We start from the raw sequence: 22,931 nt of genomic DNA, 5'->3' as shown, positions 1-22,931 counted from the left end.
GGGGCGGGCATAGCCTGAGACGGAGAAAAGCAGAGGAGGAAAAAAGAATGTCACCTATTGTAATCTGTATCGCGCTGTTTGTGGTGATGCTTGTTCTGTTCTTCACGAACAAGATCCCCATGTCCTTTACCGCGCTGGCGGCCATGGTGGCCCTGGTGCTCTTCGGATGCCTGGACAGCAGTGCGGCCATTGCCACATTTGGCAGCAACACGGTCATCACCATGGCCTCCATGTTCGTAGTGGCCGCGGGACTGACCCGGACCCAGATGATCAATAATGTCACCAGGCTGCTGTACAAGGTCACGGAGGGCTCCTTCACCAAGGTACTGGCGTCCTATGTGGTGATCACCTGCATCATTGGACAGTTCGTGCCCAGTATCGTGGCCATCTTCGCGCTGGTCCACCCGCTGGTCCAGAACATGTGCGACAGAATGAACATCAGTCCCTCCAAAATGATGTACCCCATTGCCATCGCGGCCGTTTCCACCAGCTTCATCATCGAGCCCATCGGCCCCTATGCCGCCTGGTATGTGACGCAGAACGGGTACATGGAGTCCTATGGGTGGACCTCTACCCAGCTGAACATGTGGAACGAGACGGCGGTCTTCCTGCCGGTGGGGATCGTCACTATCCTGCTGGCCATTTTTGTTGTTCCTCGCTTCCTCCCCGATCAGCCGGAGCGGCCCATTACGGCCATCGGCGGGCGCAAGCTCCAGGAGCAGGCTCCCCTCAGTCCGGTGCGGGAGTTCCTGGGCTACGGTGTGTTCGTGGCCGTCATTCTCGGCCTGATGCTGGGCTATACCTCCTGGCAGGTGACGCTGATCGGCGCCATCGTTCTGGTGGCCTCCGGGGTACTGACAGAGCGGGAAGCCATTGAAAACATGAACATGAGCACCGTCCTGCTATATGTGGGTGTGTCCGCATTTGGAACGGCTCTGGCCCAGACCGGTGCCGCCGAAATGCTGGCCGATGTGTTCTCCAAGATGCTGGATGGGATTACCAACGGCTATATTGTCGGCTTCACTTTCTATGTGGTGGGCTTCCTGATGACCTCCCTGCTGTACAACCGGGCCGTGAGCACGGTGCTGATCCCCCTGGTGGTCATTACATGCAGTTCTATCGGCTGTGACCCCCGCGGTCCCATCATCCTGGTGGCGCTGTCCACCATGTCCTCTCTGGTCACCCCCATGGCCACTGCTGTGGTCCCTATGGCGATGAATGCTGGCGGATACAGCGCTAAGACCTGCCTGAAAGTCGGACTCATTCCCGGCGTGGTCCGCGGGATCGTGGGCACCCTGATCGCTATGACCCTGTACCCCATGTAAACTTGTGTTAAATGGAACCGCGCGCCGACAGCTCCCTGGATACAAAACACTCCCCCGAAGGCTTACTGCGTTCGGGGGAGTGTTTTTTGACATTTTACTTGAAATATTCCGCACCGGACTCGAACAGCGGCTGGTGCTTATCTCCGGGAATGTTCCGGCCCACAAAGTCGCCGTACCGCTCCGAGTGCCCCATCTTGCCGAACACCCGGCCGTCCGGGGAGAAGATGCCCTCGATGGACATGATGGAGCCGTTGGGGTTGACGTCGATGTCCAGGGAGGGGACGCCCGCCCCGTCCACATACTGGGTGGCCACCTGGCCGTTCTGGATCAGACGGCGGACCATCTCGTCGGAGGCCACAAAGCGGCCCTCGCCGTGGGAGATGGGGATGGCGTGCAGGTCGCCCACCTGGGACTTCAGCATCCAGGGGGAACGGACCGAGGCCACCCGGGTGGTGACGTACCGGCTCTGGTGCCGGCCGATCAGGTTGTAGGTCAGAGTGGGGCACTGATCGTCCATGGGGCGGATCTCCCCGTATGGGACCAGCCCCAGCTTGATGAGGGCCTGGAAGCCGTTGCAGATGCCCAGCATCAGGCCGTCCCGGTCCCGAAGCAGGTCATGGATCGCATCGGTCAGCCGGGGGTTGCGCAGGAAGGAGGCGATGAACTTGCCGGAGCCGTCGGGCTCGTCGCCGCCGGAGAAGCCGCCGGGCAGGACCACCATCTGGCTGCGGCGGATGGCCTCTTCAAGGGCCTGAGCGGACTGGGCCAGCAGGTCGGTGGACAGGTTGCGTACCACCACGATCTCGGGCTGGATGCCCGCCCGCAGGCATGCCTGGGCGGTGTCATATTCGCAGTTGGTGCCGGGGAAGACAGGGATGACCGCCCGGGGCCGGGCCGTCCGGCTCTGGCAGACGATGGGGGCTCGCTCCCCGCAGGAGATGGCCTCCACTTTTTCCGTCTTTCCCGCCTGGGTGGGATACACCTGCTCCAGCACCCCTTCGTTCCGCTCCAGCAGCTCGGCAATGGAGGCGGTGTCCTCCCCGATGGTAATGACTGGCTCCTGGGTGGTGGTGCCGATGCGCCAGGCCATGCCGGGGAGGAACTCCTCCCCTTCCAGCTCAAACACGATGGCGCCGGAGCAGGGGCCGTACCAGGGAGCGGCGGCATCCACATCGGCCTGGAAGCCGATGGAGTTGCCGAAGGACATCTTCATCACCGCCTCGGCCACGCCGCCGGCCTCCACCGCCCAGGCGGCCTTCACCTTGCCCTGGCGGCACAACTGGTGGAAGGAGTCCCAGGCAGTCTTCAGCTCCCCATAGGAGGGGAAGCCGGGCAGCAGATACACCGGGTGCCCCGCCCCCTTGAATTCGGGCGTAAGCACTTCCCCGGCCTTGGCGGGGGCGATGGCGAAGGAGATCAGCGTGGGGGGCACGTCCAGATCCAGGAAGGAGCCAGACATGGAATCCTTGCCGCCGATGGCAGCCACATCCAGCCCCAGCTGGGCGTCCATGGCCCCCAGCAGGGCAGAGAAGGGCTTGCCCCAGCGCAGGGGCTCGTCCCGAAGCTTCTCAAAATACTCCTGGAAAGTGAGGTAGGCCTGGCGGCGGTCACAGCCGGCGGCCACCAGCTTGGCCATAGAGTCCACCACTGAGGCAGCCGCACCGGTGAAGGGGTCGCGGACCATGGTGTCTGGGTCGAAGCCCCAGGCCATCACGGAGCACAGGTCGGTGCTCTGGCCGGGCAGCACGGGCAGCAGGGCGGCCATAGACTGGGCCGGGGTGCGCTGGGTGCTCCCGCCGAAGGGCATGAGCACGGAGGCGGCGCCGATGGAGCCGTCAAACCGCTCGGTCAGTCCCCGGCGGGAGGCGCACTTCAGGCTGGAGGCCATGTCCCGCAGGTCCTGGAACCGGGGGGAGGGCTGCCGCTGGGCGGCGGAGCGGTCGGGTACGGTGACAGAGGTGTGCTTGTCCGCCCCGTTGGTGTCCAGGAAAGCCCGGGACAGGTCGGCGATGGTCTGGCCCTTCCAGGTCATCACCATCCTGGGGCTCTCCGTGACCACCGCCACGGGGTATGCCTCCAGGTTTTCCGCCTGAGCGGCGGCGATGAAGCGGTCCGCGTCCTCCGGGGCCACCACCACTGCCATGCGCTCCTGGCTCTCAGAGATGGCCAGTTCGGTGCCGTCCAGGCCGTCATACTTCTTGCGTACCGCGTCCAAGTCGATGCGCAGGCCGGCGGCCAGCTCGCCGATAGCCACGGAGACGCCGCCGGCGCCGAAGTCGTTGCACCGCTTGATCATGCGGGTGACCTGGCTGTCCCGGAAGAGGCGCTGGATCTTCCGCTCCTCGGGGGCGTTGCCCTTCTGGACCTCGCTGGCCATGGTGGTGAGGGAAGCCTTGTTGTGGCTCTTGGAGGAGCCGGTGGCTCCGCCGATGCCGTCCCGGCCGGTGCGGCCGCCCAGCAGGACGACCACGTCCCCGGGGGCAGGACGCTCCCGCACCACGTTGGAGGCCGGCGCGGCGCCCACCACGGCGCCCACCTCCAGGTGCTTGGCCACATAGCCGTCGTGGTACACCTCGGCCACATGGCCGGTGGCCAGGCCGATCTGGTTGCCGTAGGAAGAGTAGCCGGCGGCGGCGGTGGTGGCCAGCTTGCGCTGGGGCAGCTTGCCCTCCATGGTCCGGTCATAGGGGGCGCGGGGGTCGCCGCACCCGGTCAGGCGCAGAGCCTGATACACATAGGCCCGGCCGGAAAGCGGGTCCCGGATGCAGCCGCCGATGCAGGTGGCCGCGCCGCCGAAGGGTTCGATCTCGGTGGGGTGGTTGTGGGTCTCGTTCTTGAACATGAGCAACCAGTCCTGCGCCTCCCCGTCCACCGTGGCGGTGACGTGGATGGAACAGGCGTTGATCTCCTCCGACTGGTCCAGGTTCTGGAGCAAGCCCCGCTTTTTCAGCACCTTGGCTCCGATGGTGGCCAGGTCCATCAGGGTCTGGGGCCGGGCCGCGGCCTTCTCCGGTCCGTACACCTCCGCTCGGGCGGTGAGGTAGCGGCGGTAGGCGGAGTCCACCGCGGGGTCCAGGATCTCCACCCGGTCGATGTGGGTGGAAAAGGTGGTGTGGCGGCAGTGGTCAGACCAGTAGGTATCCACCACACGGACCTCCGTGATGGTGGGGTCCCGCTTCTCCTCATCCCGGAAATAGGCCTGGAGGAACTTCAGGTCGTCCAGGTCCATGGCCAGCCCCAGCTGGGAGAGCAGGCCGGCCAGTCCGGGCTCGTCCAGGGTGGTAAAGCCCTGGATCACGGCCACATGGTCGGGGGCCTCGTGGGTGCGGACCAGGGTGGCCGGCTTGTCCATGGAGGCCTCCCGGCTCTCTACCGGGTTGATGAGGTAGCGGCGGATCTTGTCCAGCTCCTCCTCAGTGAGCCGGCCGCCCAGCAGGTACACCTTGGCGTAGGCGATCAGGGGGCGGTCCACCCCGGCCATGAGCTGGATGCACTGGGCGGCGGAGTCGGCCCGCTGGTCGAACTGCCCCGGCAGGGCCTCCACCGCCAGGATGCGGTGGGGATACTCGGGGACGGGGAAAGTCTCGTCATACACCGCATCCACCTGGGGCTCGGAGAAGACGATGCCCTTGGCCTGCTCATAGATCGCGGGGTCGATCTGGTCGGCGTCGTAGCGGTTCAGAATGACCACAGACTCCAGGCCGCGGATGCCCAGCTGGTCCCGCAGAGCACCCAGCAGCCCCTGGGCCTCCACATCGAATCCGGTCTTTTTCTGTGAATAACAGCGCAGTACGCTCATGTCCATTCCTCCAGATATATATTATTTTTTATGTTTCGATCCGTCTGTGTGTCCCGCCCCCGGGGGAGCGGGGGCGCGCAAGGGAAACCTTTGTGGATAGTTCAGGATGGGAAAGGCGGTGGACCTCCCACGCTGGAGCGGGCGGTCAGGGGTCCAGGACCCAGTTCTCCAGCCCATGGAACACGTTGTCCCGCACTGGGTCCAGTCCGCTTAGCCGTCCCCATTGGGTCAGCACGGAGCCGTTTTTGAAGCAGATGGGGACGATGGGGGCGTTCTGGATCAGGTGGGAGCACAGTGAGGCGGCGGCAGAGGAGCGCAGCTCCGCGCCCGCGGCCCGGAAGGCGGATAGCAGGCCGTCGGTGGCCGGGTCGGACCAGCCGCCGTAATTCAGGCCGCCCCTCGTTCCCACCAGCTGAGTCAGATCGAAGTCGGCGGTGAGGCGCACCTCCGCCAGATACAGATCAAAGTCCCCCCGCTCCAGGGCGGCCAGATATTCGGTCCAGGAAAGGCGCTCCAGAGAGATGGACACTCCGGCCCCTGAGAGCTGGTCCACGATGCGCTGGGCGGCGGCCACCTTGCTGCTGTTCTCGCTGTTCACCAGAAAGACCAGCCCGTCGCTGCCCAGCTGCTGCCCTTCCAGACCCTTCACCAGATCGTCGGGGGAGTAGTCCGCGGAGTCTGACAGCAGTTGGTGGTACAGCGGGCTGTCAGGGTGGATGGGTAGCGCTGTGGGGACGGCGTGGTGGGCAAAGGAGATCTCCGCAATGGACCGCCGGTCGATGCCCCGGGACAGGGCACGCCGCAGCTGGGCGGAGCGGAAAGGTCCCCGCTGGGTGTTGAAGCCCAGATAGATCAGATTGGTGGTGCTGTAATCCCATGCCTCATAACTGCCGGAGTAGCCCAGGCTGTTGGTGCCAGTGAGGTCGGCATCCAGCAGGGTGATGTCCCCGGCGTCAAAGGAGGAGATCAGGTCGTCCGCCTGCCCCACCGAGGCTAAATGGATGGTCTGGAATGGGAGGGACCTGCCCTGCCACCAGCCGGAGCGGGCAGTGAGGACGGTCTCCCCTGTTGCCTCCTCCGTCAGCACATAGGGGCCGGTCCCCAGGGGGCGGTCCCCGTCTCCCAGGGCAATGGGGATGTCCAGCAGAACCGGCAGCGCCCCGTTGGGGGTGGAAAGAGTGACGGTCACCGTCCCCTCTCCGGCGGCCACCGACCGCACGCCCCCCAGCCGCTGGGCGTAGTGGGAGTCCGGCGCCATAGCGTCCCGGAGGGCCTGGGCGGCAACCGTCCCCGTCAGGGGGGTGCCATCGGAAAAGGTGATCCCCTCCCTCAGGGTGAAGGTCCAGGTCAGCCCGTCCTCGCTGACGGTGTAACCGCTGCACAGCAGGGGCTGGGCCTGAAAAGAGGCGTCCACCGAGAAGAGCCCCTCATAGAGCAGGGAGCCCAGAGTCAGATTTGCCCGGTTGGCCGCCCGGGCGGGGTGGAGCGTGTACTCGGGGTAAAAGGCGAGGGTAAAGGGGATAGAGGCGGGGATGGCCTGCTCCTCCTTCGCCGCAGAGGAGAAGTCCGTGCCGGAGGCGGAAGGGGGCTCCGCCTGGCCGCAGCCGGCAAGGGACAGGGCCAGCGCCGCGCTGAGAAGCAGCAGGAAAATACGCCGACGACCCATGGGGAACCTCACAGTCATAAAAGTTGGATAATGGCGGCCATGCTGCCCCGCCGCTCCCCCATCACCCGATGAGACCAGAAGCGGTCGGTGCGGCAGGCGGTGCAGTCCGGGCAGAGGGCGATGTGCTCCGGTGAGAGCCCCGCACGGCGGAGCCAGAGGGCGTTGGCCCCCTTCAGGTCCACGTGCCAGCGCCCGTCCTCCGCCGGGCGTATGCAGGTCTCCGCCTGACTGCCCAGCCCATCCCGGAGGGCACCAGGCACGTCGTCGCGGGTCAAAAAGCAGCAGGGGGAGATCCCAGGCCCGATGGCGGCCCGGATATGTTCCGGGCGGCAGCCGTAGTCCTCCCGCATCCGGAGGGCGGCCCGGGCTGCGATGCCCAGGGCGGTCCCCCGCCAGCCGGCGTGGACAGCAGCAGCGCAGCGGCGCACCGGGTCCAGCAGCAGCACGGGGATGCAGTCGGCGGAAAAGATGGTCAGGCACAGGCCGGGCTCGTCCGTGATAAGGCCGTCCGCCTCATACACGCCGGGCTCAGCGGAGCTGGACATCACATCTCTCCGGGTGACGGGCCGCACCAGATCCCCGTGGACCTGATGGTTCTTCACCAGGGCGGCGGGGTCGGCCCCCGCCGCAGAGCAGAAGCGGCGGAAATTCTCCGCCACCCGTTCCGGGGCGTCCCCCCGGTTAGCACCCAGGTTCAGGCTGTCCCAGGGAGCGGGAGAGACGCCGCCCAGCCGGGTGGAGAAGCCATGGGCGCAGACGGATGGATCAAAGCCGCCACAGGCGTAAAACGGGACGCTCTGACAGGTGCGCAGGGTGACCTCCATAGGTGTGCCCCTCCTTTGCCGAGATGTAAAGACCTTAGCACTTTATTGTATCCTAAAATCCTCCGTCTGACAACCCGTTACAAGGGAGAAAAGAGGGCACGTTTTCCTGGCGGGGCGGGCGCTTTTCCCAATGGGGCGCTCCGGCGTGCTGCTGCCCGGGACCTGCCCCGCAGCCGGAAGCGGGCGCCCTGCACAGGGGCCGGAAGGAATATCACCCTGCAGGCCCCTGTGCCCCTGTGGGGCGGTCGCCTCCTATGGACCTCTGCAAAGCATCTTTCCGGCGGCCGGCCTGTGCGGCCGCTCAAAAGTACTTGAGCCCCGGCGGTGTCACCGCCGGGGCTCTCTGGCTCACAGGGCGCAGTGGAAGGTGCGCTTGATGACCTCCTCCTGCTGCTCTCGGGACAGGCGGTTGAAGTTGACCGCGTAGCCCGAGACACGGATGGTGAGACTGGGATATTTCTCCGGGTGTTCCATGGCGTCCTCCAGGGTGGCCCGGTCCATCACGTTCACGTTCAGGTGGTGGGCCCCCTGGCAGAAGTAGCCGTCCAGAATGGCCACCAGATTGGCCTCCCGCTCCCCCTGGTCCCTCCCCAGGGCGTGGGGAACGATGGAAAAGGTGTTGGAGACCCCGTCCTGGCACACGTTCCGATAGGGGATCTTGGCCACCGAGTTCAGGCTGGCCAGGGCCCCGTTCTCGTCCCGGCCGTGCATGGGGTTGGCGCCGGGGGCCAGGGGCTCTCCCAGCTTGCGCCCATCGGGGGTGGAGCCTGTCTTTTTCCCGTACATCACGTTGGAGGTGATGGTCAAGGCGGACAGGGTGTGCTTCGCTCCCCGGTAGAGGGGGTGTTTTTTCAGTTCCCGGATGAAGGTCCGCACCACGAACACCGCCTCGTCATCCGCCCGGTCGTCGTCGTTTCCGTATTTTGGGAAATCCCCCTCCGTCTCAAATTCCACCGCCACCCCGGCCTCATTCCGTACCGGCCGGACGGAGGCATAGCGGATGGCGGAAAGGGAGTCGGCGGCCACGGAGAGGCCGGCAATGCCGAAGGCGGTGAGCCGCTCCACCTGAGTGTCATGGAGGGCCATCTGGCTGGCTTCATAGGCGTATTTGTCGTGCATGTAGTGGATGATGTTCACCGTGTCCGCATACAGCTCCGCGGCATAGGAGAGCACCTGCTCATAGTTGGCCCGGACCGCTTCATAGGAGAGCACCTCGTCCAGGATGGGACGGATGCCGGGGACCACCGTCTCACCGGTGCGCTCGTCTACGCCGCCGTTGATGGCGTACATCAGGCATTTGGCGATGTTGCACCGGGCGCCGAAGAACTGCATCTGTTTGCCCACCGCCATGGCGGACACACAGCAGGAGATGGCGTAGTCATCCCCATACACCGGGCGCATCACGTCGTCATTTTCGTATTGGATGGAGTCGGTGAGGATGGACATTTTGGCACAGAAGGCCTTGAAGGGGGCGGGGAGGTGCTCCGACCACAGCACGGTGAGGTTGGGCTCCGGGGCGCTGCCCAGGTTGCCCAGGGTGTGGAGATAGCGGAAGGAGGTTCGGGTCACCAGGGTGCGCCCGTCAATAGACATGCCGCCGATGGCCTCGGTGACCCAGGTGGGGTCCCCGCCGAAGAGCTCGTTGTACTCCGGCGTACGCAGGTGGCGGACCAGCCGCAGCTTGATGATGAACTGGTCGATCAGCTCCTGGGCCTCCTCCTCGGTGATGACCCCTGCCTCCAGGTCCCGCTGGAGGTAGATGTCCAGGAAGGTGGAGGTGCGGCCCAGGGAGGTGGCGGCCCCGTTGTTCTCCTTGATCCCTGCCAGATAGGCCAGGTAGACCGCCTGCACCGCCTCCCGGGCAGTGGCGGAGGGGCGAGACAGGTCCACCCCATACCGTGCGGCCATCTTTTTCATCTCCTCCAGGGCCCGGATCTGCTCCGAGACCTCCTCCCGCAGGCGGATGCGCTCCTCGTCCATGGGGCCGTCCAGGGCGTCCAGGTCCCGTCTTTTTTCCTCCACCAACCGGTCGATGCCGTACAGGGCAACCCGGCGGTAGTCCCCGATGATCCTCCCCCGGCCGTAGGCGTCCGGCAGGCCGGTGAGCAGGCCGGCGTGGCGGGCCTTCCGGGTGCGCTCCGGGTAAGCGTCAAAGACCCCCTCGTTGTGGGTCTTGCGGTACTGGGAGAAGTGGTCCTCGATCTCCGGGTCCAGGCGATAGCCGTACTGCTCCAGGGCGGACCGGGCCATCCGGGTTCCGCCGTACAGGTTGACGATGCGCTTGAGGGGCGCGTCGGTCTGAAGGCCCACGATGACCTCGTTCTCCCGGTCGATATAGCCGGGGGCAAAGCTGTCGATTCCGGAGACGATGTGGGTCTCCACATCCAGCACGCCCTTCCGCAGCTCCTGGCGCAGCAGGTCCTCACACCGCTCCCACACCGCCCGGGTGCGCTGTGTGGGGCCGGTAAGAAAGCTGCCGTCCCCCTCGTAGGGGGTCCAGTTCTTCTGAATAAAGGAGCGCACATCGATGCTGCGCTGCCACTCGCCGCCATGAAAGCCCTTCCATGCCTGATTTTCCATCTTCATACCGCTCTTCCTTTCTCCGCAGTTGTGGTGTAGGGAGCAAAAAATTCCCGCTCCAGCCGCCGGCACAGATCCCGGTCCATTGGAGGTGTACCTGCCAGAGGGTCGGTCCGTTCCAGAGCCTCATACTTGTGGGCCCCCAGCTTGTGGAAGGGCAGCAGCTCTACCCGCTCCACATGGGGCAGGGTGTCCACATAGGCCCGCAGTCCCTCCAGGTGGGCCCGGCTGTCGGTGAGGCCGGGGACCACCACGTGGCGGACCCACATGGGGGTGCCCGCCCGGCGCACTGCTTCTACAAAGTCCAGGGTGGCGGCCATGTCCCCGCCGGTGACTGCCTTGTAGCCCGCCGGCTCATGGTGCTTCACATCATAGAGCACCAGGTCGGTGTGGTCCAGGATCTCCCCATAAATTCCCCTTCCGGCTCCCGAGGTGTCCAGACAGGTGTGGACACCCTCCGCCTTCAGCCGCCTGAGGCACGCCAGCAGAAAGTCCGGCTGGGCCAGAGGCTCGCCGCCGGAGAAGGTCACGCCCCCGCCGGAGCGGTCAAAGTAACTGCGGAAGCGCAGCAGCCTGCGGACCAGCGTGCCGTCCTCCACCGGCCGGCCGCCCCTGCACTGGGTGTCGGGGTTGTGACAGTAGCGGCACCGCAGGGGGCAGCCCTGGAGAAAGACCACTGCGCGCACCCCTGGACCGTCCACCAGCCCCATGCTCTCCATGGAGTGGATATATCCCGTCATCCTGTTTCCTCCTTGCTTTTCTGTGATGGCGGGGCAAAAAAGGGCGCAAAAAAGCCGCCCCTCCGGGCCCCTTCAGCGCCCAGACGGTCGGCATGGTGACGATCATACTCCCTGTGGTTTCACTCCACTTCCGTCAGTCATATGATCCACATCCACAATACAGCAGAGACCCGCCTCCTGTCAAGAGGCGGGTCCCCGTTTCTACTTTTTCCACAAATCAGCTGGGCCGAGGGAAGGAGTTCCTGTATCTTGCGGCCGCCGGCTCACCGGCGCAGGGGGGTGCTGTCCGGGTCCTCCCGCCGGGCCACCCTGACTACCACGCTGGTCAGGGCAAACAGGGCGATGGCGTTGGGGATGACCATCAGGTTGTTGAACATATCGGTCAGCTCCCACACCAGGTCGTTGGACATCGTGGTGCCCAGGAAAATGAAGATGAGGGCGACCACGGTATAAATAGTGGTGCACAGCTTGGGGGACTTCTTTCCAAACAGGTAGATCACGTTGATCTTACCAAACAGGTTCCACCCCAGCACGGTGGAGAAGGCGAAGAAAAACAGGCAGATGGCCACGAACTTGGCGCCCAGCCCGGCCCCCATCACAGTGCCGAAGGCGGTCTGCGCCAGGTTGGTCTTGTCCAGAACCTCAGTCACCCCGCCCACGTAGCCGCCAGCCAGAGGGCCGTCGGCGGTGTAAAGGGTGGAAATGATGACCAGTGCGTTCAGGGTGAGGACCACGAAGGTGTCGATGAACACGCCGACCATGGCCACCACGCCCTGATCGTGGGGGTCGGTCACATTGGCCTGGGCGTGGGCATGGGGGGTGGAGCCCATGCCGGCCTCGTTGGAGAACAGGCCCCGCTTGGCGCCCTGGCTGATAGCGGTCTTCAGGGCGGCGCCGAAGCCGCCGCCGATGATGGCCTGGGGCTGGAAGGCGTACTGGAAGATCATGGCAATGGTGGCAGGGAGGTACTGGATACGGGCGATAAGCACCACCAGGCCGCCCAGCAGGAAGATGGCCGCCATGACAGGGACGATCTTCTCCGTGACAGAGGCCAGACGCTGTACGCCGCCCAGGAAGATGATGGCGCAGATGACCACCAGCACGATGCCCACCACCCAGGATGGGACGCCGAAAGCGGTCTGGAATGTGGAGCCGATGGAGTTGGACTGGACCATGCAGCCCATGAAGCCCAGGGCCAGGGTGATGGCCACGGCGAAGAAACCAGCCAGGAACTTGCCGAAAGCGCCCTGGAAGGCGGTGGTGATGTAGTACACCGGTCCACCGTGAATATTGCCCTCCTGGTCTACCCTGCGGGTCTTGATGGCCAGAGTGGCCTCAGCGTAGATGGTGGCCATGCCGAAGAAGGCGATGATCCACATCCAGAAGATGGCCCCCGGTCCGCCGGTGAGGATGGCTCCGGCGGAGCCCACGATGTTGCCGGTGCCCACCTGGGCGGCGATGGCGGTGGCCAGGGCCTGGAAGGAGCTCATGCCGCTGGCATGCTTTTTGCCCCGCAGGGTCAGGTTGCCGAATACCTTCCGCATGCCCTCGCCGAAGCAGCGCACCTGAACGAAGCGGGTCCGGATGGAGTACCACAGGCCCACCGCAATGAGCAGGAAGACCAGGATGTAGCTGGACAGGTAGTTGTTGATGTTTACAACGATGGGATAGAGCGTGGCTTCTAAGGATTCCAACATAGTGTTTTCTCTCTCCTTTGGGACAAAAAACGGACCGTGGAGCAGGCTCCGCGGTCCGTCGCATAGGGCGAGGAAAAACTCCCTCGCCGCGGTCCGTTCCTGGACTGCGGCAGGGCAGTTCATCGTCTCTGTCCTTTTGCCTGAGAGATTGGCGGAAGCGTCCCCGCTTCCGTCTTGCACCTTCGGCACCCGATCGTCGAGCTTCTCCAGAGTCACATCCACGCGCAGTCCTCGTCCCGGCAGGGACACCTGAGAGTGTTACTCCTTCGGCAAGCCATAGCTGTTTTCCTGCGCGCTTCGTCTGTCCTATTTTGTTTTCGAGCAATACCTTAACACAGCCGCGGTCAAATGTCAACCACTGGCGTACATTTATACATATCCGGCGGATTTTCCCCCGGCACTCCCCCGGATATTGGGCATTTTCGCAGACAAAGTTTACAGTTTGGCCTTTTTTCCGGGAGAAAGGTATGATATACTGAGATGCTACGATCCATCAGGACGCCCTTTTTCCACAATGATTGAGGATCAACATCAACATCCGAGGTGTTTTCCAATGAGTCTATTTACTAAAATCTTCGGGACCTCCTCCCAGCGCGAAGTCAAGGCCATCACGCCGCTGGTGGATAAGATCGAATCTCTGGAGGAGGAGTACAAGGCCCTGACAGACCAGCAGCTGCAGGCCAAGACCCCCGAATTTAAGGAGCGTCTCCAGAACGGTGAGACGTTGGACGATATCCTGCCCGAGGCCTTTGCTGCCTGTCGGGAGGCGGCCTGGCGGGTGCTGGGCATGCGCCCCTACCGGGTCCAGCTCATCGGCGGCATCATCCTTCACCAGGGCCGCATCGCTGAGATGAAGACCGGTGAAGGCAAGACCCTGGTGGCCACCCTGCCCGCTTACCTCAACGCCCTGGCCGGAAAGGGCGTCCACATCGTCACCGTCAACGACTACCTGGCAAAGCGCGACAGCGAGTGGATGGGCAAGGTGTACCGCTTCATGGGCCTGACCGTGGGCCTGGTCATCCACGGGGTCATGGGCCCGGCCAAGAAGGCCGCCTATCAGGCGGATATCACCTACGGCACCAACAACGAGTTCGGCTTCGACTACCTGCGGGACAACATGGCCATCTACTCCAGCGAGCTGGTCCAGCGCGGCCACTCCTTTGCCATCGTGGATGAGGTGGACTCCATCCTCATCGACGAGGCCCGCACCCCCCTTATCATCTCCGGCCAGGGGGAGAAGTCCACCCAGCTCTACACCATCGTGGACCAGTTCGTCTCCCGCCTGAAGTGCCAGCGCATCGCCAAGGTGGACAACAAGGAGGAAGAGGACGTCAACCTGGACGCTGACTACGTGGTGGACGAGAAGGCCCGCACCGCCACCCTTACCGCCCGGGGCATCGCCAAGGCTGAGCAGGCCTTCAACATCGAGAACCTGGCCGACCCGGAGAACACCACCCTCTCCCACCACATCAACCAGGCCATCAAGGCCCACGGCGTGATGAAGAGGGACATTGACTACGTGGTGAAGGACGGACAGGTCATCATCGTGGACGAGTTCACCGGGCGCCTCATGTTCGGCCGCCGGTATAACGAGGGGCTCCACCAGGCTATCGAGGCCAAGGAGCACGTGGAGGTTGCCAACGAGTCCAAGACCCTGGCTACCATCACCTTCCAGAACTATTTCCGCCTCTATGACAAGCTCTCCGGTATGACGGGCACCGCCATGACCGAGCAGGAGGAATTCGGCACTATCTATGAACTGGACATTGTAGAGATCCCCACCAACAAACCCCTGGCCCGGATCGACCGGCCTGACGTAGTCTACAAGACCGAGGCGGGCAAGCTGCGGGCCATTGTGCAGCAGATCGAGGAGTGCCATCAGAAGGGCCAGCCCGTCCTGGTGGGCACGGTGTCCATCGAGAAGTCGGAGCACCTGTCCGAGATGCTCCGGCGCAAGGGCATCGCCCACAGCGTCCTGAACGCCAAGAACCACGAGAAGGAGGCCGAGATCGTCGCCCAGGCGGGCAAGTTCGGCGCCGTCACCGTGGCCACCAACATGGCCGGCCGCGGCACCGACATCATGCTGGGCGGCAACGCCGAGTTCCTCGCTAAGGCTGACCTGCGCAAAGCGGGCATGACCGACGAGCTTATCGCGGAGGCCACCGGATTCGCGGAAACGGACAACGAGGATATCCTCAACGCCCGGAAGATGTTCACCGAGGCGGAGGCCAAGTATAAAGACGAGATCCGGGCGGAGGCGGACAAGGTCCGCACTGTAGGCGGCCTGTTCATCCTGGGCACCGAGCGCCACGAGTCCCGCCGCATCGACAACCAGCTGCGGGGCCGCGCCGGCCGTCAGGGCGACCCTGGTGAGACCCGCTTCTTCCTCTCACTGGAGGATGACATCATGCGCCTGTTCGGCTCTGAGCGAGTCATGGGCATGATGGAGAAGCTGGGGGTAGACGAGGACACCCCCATCGACGCCAAAATGCTGTCCAACGCCATTGAAAACGCACAGAAGCAGGTGGAGTCCCGCAATTTCCAGACCCGGAAAAACGTGCTCCAGTACGATGACGTGATGAACACCCAGCGGGAGGTCATCTACAAGCAGCGCCGCCAAGTGCTGGACGGCGAGGACCTCCAGCAGTCCATCCAGTCCATGCTGCGCAGCACCATTGAGAACGCCATCCGCGGCCACATGGGAGAGCAGAAGCATATGACTGCGGAGGAGTTCCGGGAGGCCACCGCTCTCTTCCACACCATGTTCCTTTTGCCGGACGAACTGCGGCTCACAGACGAGGAGCTGCAAGGCTACACTGCGGACGGGCTGGTAGATCTGGTCATGGAGAAGGCCCAGGCTGTCTATCAACGCAAGGAGCAGGAATTCACACCGCCCCTGATGCGGGAGCTGGAGCGGGTCATCATGCTGCGGGTGGTGGACGAGTACTGGATGGACCAGATCGACGCCATGAATGACCTCAAGCAGGGCATCGGACTGCGGGCCTACGCCCAGACTGACCCCGTTGTAGCCTACAAAAAGGAAGGCTACGAGATGTTCGAGCAGATGATCGCTGCCATCCAGGAGGAGACCCTGCGCCGCCTGTTCCTGGTGCGCATCCAGCGCAAGGCGCCTGATGCCCCCGCCCCGGAGATCAAACGGGAACGGGTGGCCAAGATCACCAGCGAGTCAGGCGCCAGCGACGGCACGGTCAAAAAGCAGCCGGTAAAAAAGGCGGTCAAGATCGGCCGCAACGACCCCTGCCCCTGCGGCAGCGGCCTGAAGTGGAAAAAGTGCACCTGCAAGGAGTATCACAGCGAGCAGCAGTAAGAACCCACACAAAAGCAGTGGACCCGTATCTGGAGCAAGGCGGCATAGGCGCACAGCTTATGCCGCCTTGCTGTGTACCAGCCTTTGACGATCAGGAGGAAAAGGAGAGCACAGATGGAACAGACAGATCTGATCCGCAGGGCCCGCTATGGCCCCAATACAATTTTGGCAGCCGGGATGTCCAGGGCGCTGAACACGGCGCTGAATTCGGCGGAAAGTGAGCTGCTCCTCCTGGTCCTGATCCTGGACCGGGACAGCGGACGCATCCTGGACGCAGAGTGCAACATCATCCTGGGCATCAACAGTGACTACATCGCATCCCTCCTGGTGGGGCGGAACTTTTACCAGGAGCTGGACGAGATCATCCTGTCCATCCAGCAGCAGTATTTCGGCCCGGGTCAGCGGGCGCTGATTGTCTGTCTGAAGGATGCGTACTCCAAGATGAGGGCTCGCAGCCCCCGTTCCCTGCCGCTCCGAAAGTAGGGCCGGCGCTCTCTCGCTCTGTCTGATTGGTAAAAAACGACAGTAGAACGGGAACGGGATTTTGCTTTTTGCACAATTTCTGTTGACAAGAGCGATCTTTTTTATTATAATTCAGGCATATAATCCGTTCCGCTTCCCAGCGGGCCAAGGGGGCTGGAGGGTATATGTCCGATTTCCCTTCGGGGGCCATCTGTGTCGTTGGCCTGGCCAAGGTGGCGAACCAGAACCCGATCCACAGCGTGCACCGCGCCCTGGCTGGCTCTTTTATCGTGGACCCCTCCAGCGGCCTGGTGTATGATGTCCAGTTTGACACAGTCTGCCAGATCACCAGCGATTTTCTGGCGTCCCTGCTCATTGGTCTCAGCCTCCACACGGACCTGGAGGAGATGATCTCCCGGGTCCAGAGCCGCTACTTCGGCGACTCCCGCCGGGCTATCACCGTCATCCTACGGGATGTGGCTGCCCGCCTGAGGGAGTGCCAGGGGGGCGGGTACAACTGAATCTTTCTTTATTTATGGTGTTGGAGGTCTCCCCTCCAACAGCCGAATAAATAGGGACCTGTTTGATTGCCTGCTGGCAGCCAAGGGGGTCCCTTTGTTTTTTTAGAAATAGGCCTGGGAAACGCTCCAGGCAGAGGCAGGCCCCGGGAGGTGTATGTTGAAATGTTGCCATGAAAATGTGAGCGATGACCCCATCCCTGTCCCCGCATATCTTGTCTGCCTGTGCCGGTAAAAACAACTGTGTGAATCAAGAAAGGAGAAGCTGCCATGATCTTCAACCTTCCCCCTATCTGCGGTCTGTTTCCGCTGCTGCTGTACATCGTCCTGGCATTTAAAAAAGGGATGCATCCTCTGGTGAACGTGTCCATCTGCGCTGTTGTGGGCGCAATCATGGTGAAACAGCCCCTGAACGGCCTGGGCGCGGTGATCTACGAGTCCATGGGCTCCTTCCTGGCCCTGGTGGGATTCATCATCATGCTGGGCTCAGGACTGGGCATGGTGCTGAGAAAGACAGGCGTAGCCGCCGCCATCGTCAATGTGCTGATGCGGAAGATCGGCGTCCGTACCCAGAAGCGGGCTATGATCGCCACCATGGTCTGTTCCGTGGTGCTGGTCACCCTGCTGGGCACTTTGGCAGGTGCCAACGCCGTGATCGCCCCCATCGTGATCCCGCTGGTAGCTGCGGTGGGCATCACTCCCTCCGCGCTGGCCGTCATCTTCCAGGGCGCCGGTCAGACCGGACTGTTCCTCAGCCCCTTCTCCCCGCCTATGGTGACCCTGATGAGCATCACCGGGCTCTCCTATCCCCGCCTTTTGCTGTGTGCGGGACTGCCCGTATCCATCGTCATGTGGGTGGGCACCTTCCTCATCGCCAACAAAGTCCAGAAGGAGACCCAGGGGACGGAGAACTTCGGCCCTGACGGGGAGGCCGCTGCGGAGAACTTCCAGATGGACCCGGCCACCCGCCGCGCCACCATCGCCTTTGCGGTCACTATGGCTCTGATGGTGATCTATGGGATCGCCACCAATGGCGGCGCGTCCTTCGTGATCCTGGTGATGATCGTGGCTGCGATCATCACAGGTCTGTTTGCCAGAATGCCCGTTGGCACCATCTTTGACAGCATGATGGAGGGCTGCGGAAAAATGATGTGGCTGTTCTTCATGTTCCTCATTTTTAACCCCTTCCTGAACTTTGTCACCCAGTCCGGTGCCTTTGATGCCCTTCTCCAGCTACTGGAGCCTCTGATCGGCCCCACCGGGAAGGTGGGCTTCACCCTGCTGACTGTGCTGGTGGGCATCTTCGGCATCAACGGTGCCGCCGTGGCCCAGGCCATGATGATCGATAGCCTGTTCAGCTCCTTCCTCCCGACCCTGGGCATTTCCATGGAGCTGTGGGGCATGATCGTCCTCATCGGTCATCAGATCACCTCATTTGCCTATCCCGGCGTGGACATGATCGGACAGATGGGACTGGCCCATGCCAGCAACATCAAGCCGATGATGAAGCTCTCGTACTTTGCCATTATACCCGGCACAGTGATCCTCGCAGTGCTGGCGTCGTTCATTCTGTAACTAGCTTTCGGAAATAGGACAGGAGGCATATTCTCATGAAACGTATCCCTCAAAATGAAATCTATCGCATCCTCTCCGGACTGGCCGGGACGGTGGGCCTCTATGTGGAGGACTGCCAGTCCGGCGAGATCTTCACCATCAACCCGGAGCATGTGTTTCCCTCGGCCAGCGTCATCAAGGTCCCTATGCTGGCCCTTCTCATGCGGGACGCACAGCAGGGGCTGGTGGACCTGGACGCCCCCCGCACCATCGACCCCCGCAACCGGGTGGGCGGGACCGGCATCCTGTGCGAGCTGGGCACCGATTACACCCCTTCCCTGCGGGATCTGGCCAAGCTGATGATCGTACTCAGCGACAACATCGCCACCAATGAGATCATGGATGTGATCGGAATGGAGCGGTTCAACAGCTTCTGCCGGGAGATGGGCTATCAGAATATTACCCTGATGCGGAAAATGATGGATTTTGAAGCCATCCAGCAGGGAAAGAACAACTACATGTGCGCCGGGGAGACTGGGCGTCTGCTTTCTGCTATCTCCCGGGGCGAATTCGTCAATCCGGAGATCTCCCAGACCATCTTCGATATCATGGCATCTCAGCAGTGCCGCAACAAGCTGCCCGCCCTTCTGCCGGCAGTTGCCTCCTACTCCGGCTCCAAGTCCGCCATCCCGGAAGGGCAGGTCCTGGTGGCCAACAAGACAGGCGACCTGGTGGGCATCCAGCACGACGTGGGCATCTTTGAGCTGCCTGACGGCCGCCGCTACCTGATTGCCATGTTCACCGGGGATCTGGAGAACGACAGCGCGGGCATCGCCGCCATCTCCCAGGTCTCCCTGGCGGTGTATCAGGCCCTTCGGGACTGACCGCCGCCCTCTGCGCCCTATGCGGAGCGCCGCCCGAAAGGGCGGCGCTCCTGTTCTCTCTGCCGTCCTGAGGCAAAATGGGCTTTACGGCTCCATCCGGCCATGATATGATAAGAAAAACGGTTTTGAAGCGAGGGAATCCCATGGCCGAGGTCAGAAAAAACACAGTGCATCCCCTCCATATCGAGGGCTATACCGCGGAAGGAATGGGGGTGGCCCGTCTGGACGGCCGGGTGGTCTTCATTCCCGGGACCATCCGGGGGGAGGACTGGGAGGTCCAGCTGCTCAAGGTGAACAAGGGTGTGGCCTGGGGCAAAGGGACACGCCTGATCTCCCCCTCCCCCGTCCGGCAGGAGCCGGACTGCCCTTACAGCGGGCGGTGCGGGGGGTGCCAGTACCGCCACATGTCCTATGAGGAGGAGCTGGCGGCCAAGGGCCAGCGGGTGCGGGACGCCCTGGAGCGGGTGGGCGGCGTCCATCTGGAACTGCCTCCGGTGCTGGGGGCGGAGTCCCCCCTGCGCTACCGCAACAAGGTGCAGTTCCCTGTCTCCCGAGGAAAGTGCGGGCTGTCCATCGGCTTTTACCGCCCCAGGAGCCATGACGTGGTGGACACGGAGGACTGCCTGCTCCAGCCGGAGGCGGATACGGCCCTGCGTCTGGCCTTCAAGGGCTGGATGGAGGACTTTCAGATCCCCGCCTATGATGAGTGCACCGGCCGGGGGCTGATCCGGCACCTGTATATCCGTACCAACCGGGCGGGGGAAGCCCTGTGCTGCGTAGTGGCCAACGGGAAGGAGCTGCCCCACACCGGAGAGCTGTCCGGTGCCCTGCGCGCCGCTGTCCCCAAGCTGGCCGGGCTGGTCCTCAATGTGAATCTCCGGGACACCAATGTGATCCTGGGCGATGCGTACCGCACCCTCTGGGGCCGGGACTGGCTGGAGGAGGAGCTGTGCGGGCTCACTTTCCGCCTGTCCGTTCCCTCCTTCTTCCAGATCAACCGGGATCAGACGGAGCGGCTGTACCAGCTGGCGCTGGAATTCGCCGGGCTCACCGGGGAGGAGACGGTGCTGGACCTGTACTGCGGCATCGGCACCATCTCCCTGTGCCTGGCCCGCCTGGCCGGGCATGTCATCGGGGCGGAGGTGGTCCCCCAGGCCATCGAGGACGCCAGGGCCAACGCCCTGCGCAACGGTGTCACCAACGCGGAATTCTTCTGCGGGGACGCGGGGGAGGTGGCGGCCCGCCTGGCCGGCCAGGGCGTGCGTCCCCAGGTCATCTGCGTGGACCCGCCCCGCAAAGGGCTCGCCCCGGAGGTGCCGGCGGTGCTGGCCTCCATGGCGCCGGACCGCATCGTCTACGTCTCCTGCGACCCGGCCACCCTGGCCCGGGATGTGAAACGGCTGGAGGAGCTGGGCTACCGGGCCGTCCAGGCCCAGCCGGTGGATCTGTTTCCCAGGACCGCCCATGTGGAGACGGTGCTGCGGATGGAACGCTAAAAAGGTACAGAGGAGGGTGCAGTATGCTGGAAGCAATCACATATCAGGCTATGCTAGAAGATATATCCAGAAACAACATACTGGAGGACACGATTGGGATCCTGATCACTAGGCCTGAATTGGAAGTCGGAAAAGACATTTTATCCAGTCTGAATTATTATCATCATGCAAGCAGCAAAAATGTAAACTTTTATCTTCCGGGATATGGGGCGTATTGGCATGGCACCTATCCGGACGGAAGGGTAGTTACGAAGATCAATGGTGTAGACTGGTCCTTCAGTGATTCCATGTTCGTACAATTTGTAGGTGAGTTGCAGGCACACAGCAGCTGGAGATACTCTGGCGAGAGCGAACTGCTCATGCTGGAGTATAAGAACGGGGTCCTTCGATTTGAAAAAGTCATGCGCTTTTATTTGGAGAATATGCTCCGGGACAATCTGATCCATTCTACGTCATCATTTTTTCAGCAGCTGCTCACAGCGTGCGGGCAGGATAAATCCCCAGGGGGACTGAGCGACCGACTTGCACAGGCCGGAGCAATTCAGGTAACAAAAAACGCTCTGATGGACAGGCTGCCGAATGAAATAAAAGGTCTGCTCCTGCGGGGGAAATACTTATGTGTCCAGGACTTTTCCCCAAAGAACAAGCAGGTAAGTTCTTCAGAAGGCAGATAGGAGGAACTTTTATGACAGACGCTGTTGTGACACTGAAAAAAGGAGAGGGACGGTACCTGCAGAAAGGCGGCCCCTGGATCTATGACAATGAGATCGCGGATATCTCGCCGGGGGCGGAGGACGGCGGCCTGGTCCGGGTCTGCGGCGAGAACGGCTGGCCGCTGGGCCAGGGCTTTCTGAACCGGCGCTCCAAGCTCACCGTTCGGATGCTCACCCGGGACCCGGACGCGGAGATCAACGAGGATTTCTTCCTCATGCGGCTGAAAAACGCCTGGGAGTACCGGAAAAAGGTAGTGGACACCAGCAGCTGCCGCCTGGTTTTCGGGGAGGCGGACTTCCTGCCGGGGCTGGTGGTGGACAAGTTCTCCGACGTGCTGGTGGTGGAGTCCCTGGCTCTGGGCATCGACCGCTTCAAGGTCACCATCGTGGAGCTGCTGAAGGAGCTGCTGGCCCAGGACGGCATCGCCATCCGGGGCGTCTATGAGCGCAGCGACGCCAAGGTCCGCCTCCAGGAGGGGATGGAACGGTATAAGGGCTTCCTGGGGGCTCCCTTTGACACCAAGGTGGAGATCGTGGAGAACGGGGTCCGCTACTTCGTGGATGTGAAGGACGGCCAGAAGACCGGCTTCTTCCTGGACCAGAAGTATAACCGCCAGGCGGTGGGGCGGCTCTGCCGGGGCGCCCGGGTGCTGGACTGCTTCACCCATACGGGCTCCTTCGCCCTCAACGCCGGTATCTGTGGGGCGGAGCACGTCATCGGGGTGGACGCCTCCGAGCTTGGGGTGGCCCAGGCCAGGGAGAACGCGGCCCTCAACGGGCTGGAGGACCGGGTGGAGTTCCTCTGCGCGGATGTGTTCGACCTGCTCCCCCAGCTGGAGCAGCAGGGGGAGCAATTCGATGTGGTGATTCTGGACCCGCCTGCGTTCACAAAGTCCCGCAGCTCGGTGAAAAAGGCGGTCAAGGGATACCGGGAGATCAACCTGCGGGCCATGAAGCTGGTCCGGGACGGGGGCTTTCTGGCCACCTGCTCCTGCTCCCACTTCATGGACTATGAGCTGTTCACCCAGACCATCGGTCAGGCGGCGCGGAACGTCCACAAGCGCCTGCGGCAGGTGGAATACCGCACTCAGTCGCCCGATCATCCCATCCTGTGGGCGGCAGACGACTCCTATTATCTGAAATTTTATATCTTCCAGGTGTGCGACGAAAAGTAACTGTTTTGACAGGGCCCGGTGATGAAGGCGCGGCAGCGCTCCATCACCGGGCTTTTTTGTTCCGTCCAAACAGTGAGGCCGTCGGCCCGGCCTGTTCCAAACGGCGGCTTCTATGGAAAAGTTCAGGGGACCCTTTCGTCATGTGGCCCCCCCGCCGCAGGCAGGGCGCG

General features: G+C 62.8%; 15 protein-coding genes and 3 riboswitches. Of the genes, 9 read left to right on the top strand and 6 right to left on the bottom strand.

Features of this window, described 5'->3' with window-relative positions:
- Positions 1–47: 47 nt before the first annotated feature.
- Entirely contained in the window at positions 48–1,325 is a 1,278-nt protein-coding gene (locus tag BN1969_RS02320; RefSeq protein ID WP_050622811.1) for an SLC13 family permease, read from the top strand.
- Positions 1,326–1,419: 94 nt separating this feature from the next.
- On the opposite strand, the gene BN1969_RS02315 is transcribed toward BN1969_RS02320, so the two are convergent.
- The 6 genes from BN1969_RS02315 to BN1969_RS02290 all read right to left on the bottom strand — a co-directional run bounded on the left by BN1969_RS02315 (position 1,420) and on the right by BN1969_RS02290 (position 12,631).
- Positions 1,420–5,124 carry a phosphoribosylformylglycinamidine synthase gene (locus tag BN1969_RS02315; RefSeq protein ID WP_050622810.1) on the bottom strand — a complete coding sequence of 1,235 codons (3,705 nt, stop codon included), beginning with the start codon at positions 5,122–5,124 and terminating at the stop codon, positions 1,420–1,422.
- Between the two features lie 145 nt (positions 5,125–5,269).
- A complete protein-coding gene (locus BN1969_RS02310) occupies positions 5,270–6,790 on the bottom strand; it encodes an ABC transporter substrate-binding protein (RefSeq protein WP_050622809.1) in 1,521 nt (506 codons plus the stop codon).
- A gap of 14 nt (positions 6,791–6,804) precedes the next feature.
- On the bottom strand, positions 6,805–7,614 hold the full coding sequence (gene pgeF, locus BN1969_RS02305) for a peptidoglycan editing factor PgeF (RefSeq protein ID WP_050622808.1): 810 nt from the start codon (positions 7,612–7,614) through the stop codon (positions 6,805–6,807).
- Between the two features lie 348 nt (positions 7,615–7,962).
- On the bottom strand, positions 7,963–10,194 hold the full coding sequence (pflB, locus tag BN1969_RS02300; protein WP_050625368.1) for a formate C-acetyltransferase: 2,232 nt from the start codon (positions 10,192–10,194) through the stop codon (positions 7,963–7,965).
- A gap of 2 nt (positions 10,195–10,196) precedes the next feature.
- Positions 10,197–10,934: a pyruvate formate-lyase-activating protein gene (gene pflA / locus BN1969_RS02295; protein WP_050622807.1), complete on the bottom strand. Its 738-nt coding sequence runs from the start codon at positions 10,932–10,934 to the stop codon at positions 10,197–10,199.
- Positions 10,935–11,004: 70 nt separating this feature from the next.
- A riboswitch (ZMP/ZTP riboswitch) is annotated at positions 11,005–11,085 on the bottom strand.
- Between the two features lie 112 nt (positions 11,086–11,197).
- On the bottom strand, positions 11,198–12,631 hold the full coding sequence (locus BN1969_RS02290; protein WP_050622806.1) for an alanine/glycine:cation symporter family protein: 1,434 nt from the start codon (positions 12,629–12,631) through the stop codon (positions 11,198–11,200).
- 118 nt (positions 12,632–12,749) lie between these two features.
- Positions 12,750–12,846, bottom strand: a riboswitch (glycine riboswitch).
- A riboswitch (glycine riboswitch) is annotated at positions 12,847–12,932 on the bottom strand.
- Positions 12,933–13,184: 252 nt separating this feature from the next.
- On the opposite strand from BN1969_RS02290, the gene secA reads away from it, so the two are divergent.
- From secA to BN1969_RS02250, 8 genes are all read left to right on the top strand, one after another.
- Positions 13,185–15,959, top strand: a complete 2,775-nt coding sequence (gene secA, locus BN1969_RS02285) for a preprotein translocase subunit SecA (RefSeq protein ID WP_050622805.1) — start codon at positions 13,185–13,187, stop codon at positions 15,957–15,959.
- Between the two features lie 114 nt (positions 15,960–16,073).
- On the top strand, positions 16,074–16,442 hold the full coding sequence (locus BN1969_RS02280) for a DUF3870 domain-containing protein (RefSeq protein ID WP_050622804.1): 369 nt from the start codon (positions 16,074–16,076) through the stop codon (positions 16,440–16,442).
- A 164-nt stretch (positions 16,443–16,606) separates the two neighbouring features.
- Positions 16,607–16,942, top strand: coding sequence for a DUF3870 domain-containing protein (locus BN1969_RS02275; RefSeq protein ID WP_050622803.1), 336 nt, complete (start codon positions 16,607–16,609; stop codon positions 16,940–16,942).
- Between the two features lie 267 nt (positions 16,943–17,209).
- Positions 17,210–18,514, top strand: a complete 1,305-nt coding sequence (locus BN1969_RS02270; protein WP_050622802.1) for a GntT/GntP/DsdX family permease — start codon at positions 17,210–17,212, stop codon at positions 18,512–18,514.
- A gap of 35 nt (positions 18,515–18,549) precedes the next feature.
- Positions 18,550–19,377 carry a serine hydrolase gene (locus BN1969_RS02265; protein WP_050622801.1) on the top strand — a complete coding sequence of 276 codons (828 nt, stop codon included), beginning with the start codon at positions 18,550–18,552 and terminating at the stop codon, positions 19,375–19,377.
- Between the two features lie 143 nt (positions 19,378–19,520).
- Positions 19,521–20,873, top strand: coding sequence for a 23S rRNA (uracil(1939)-C(5))-methyltransferase RlmD (rlmD, locus tag BN1969_RS02260; RefSeq protein WP_050622800.1), 1,353 nt, complete (start codon positions 19,521–19,523; stop codon positions 20,871–20,873).
- 23 nt (positions 20,874–20,896) lie between these two features.
- Positions 20,897–21,547, top strand: a complete 651-nt coding sequence (locus BN1969_RS02255; RefSeq protein WP_050622799.1) for a hypothetical protein — start codon at positions 20,897–20,899, stop codon at positions 21,545–21,547.
- A gap of 11 nt (positions 21,548–21,558) precedes the next feature.
- Entirely contained in the window at positions 21,559–22,761 is a 1,203-nt protein-coding gene (locus BN1969_RS02250; RefSeq protein ID WP_050622798.1) for a class I SAM-dependent rRNA methyltransferase, read from the top strand.
- The last annotated feature ends 170 nt before the right edge of the window (positions 22,762–22,931 follow it).

The organism is Clostridium phoceensis (assembly GCF_001244495.1).
In the GTDB taxonomy this organism is placed as follows: domain Bacteria; phylum Bacillota; class Clostridia; order Oscillospirales; family Oscillospiraceae; genus Lawsonibacter; species Lawsonibacter asaccharolyticus.
This window is presented reverse-complemented; position numbering and strand designations above follow the sequence as displayed.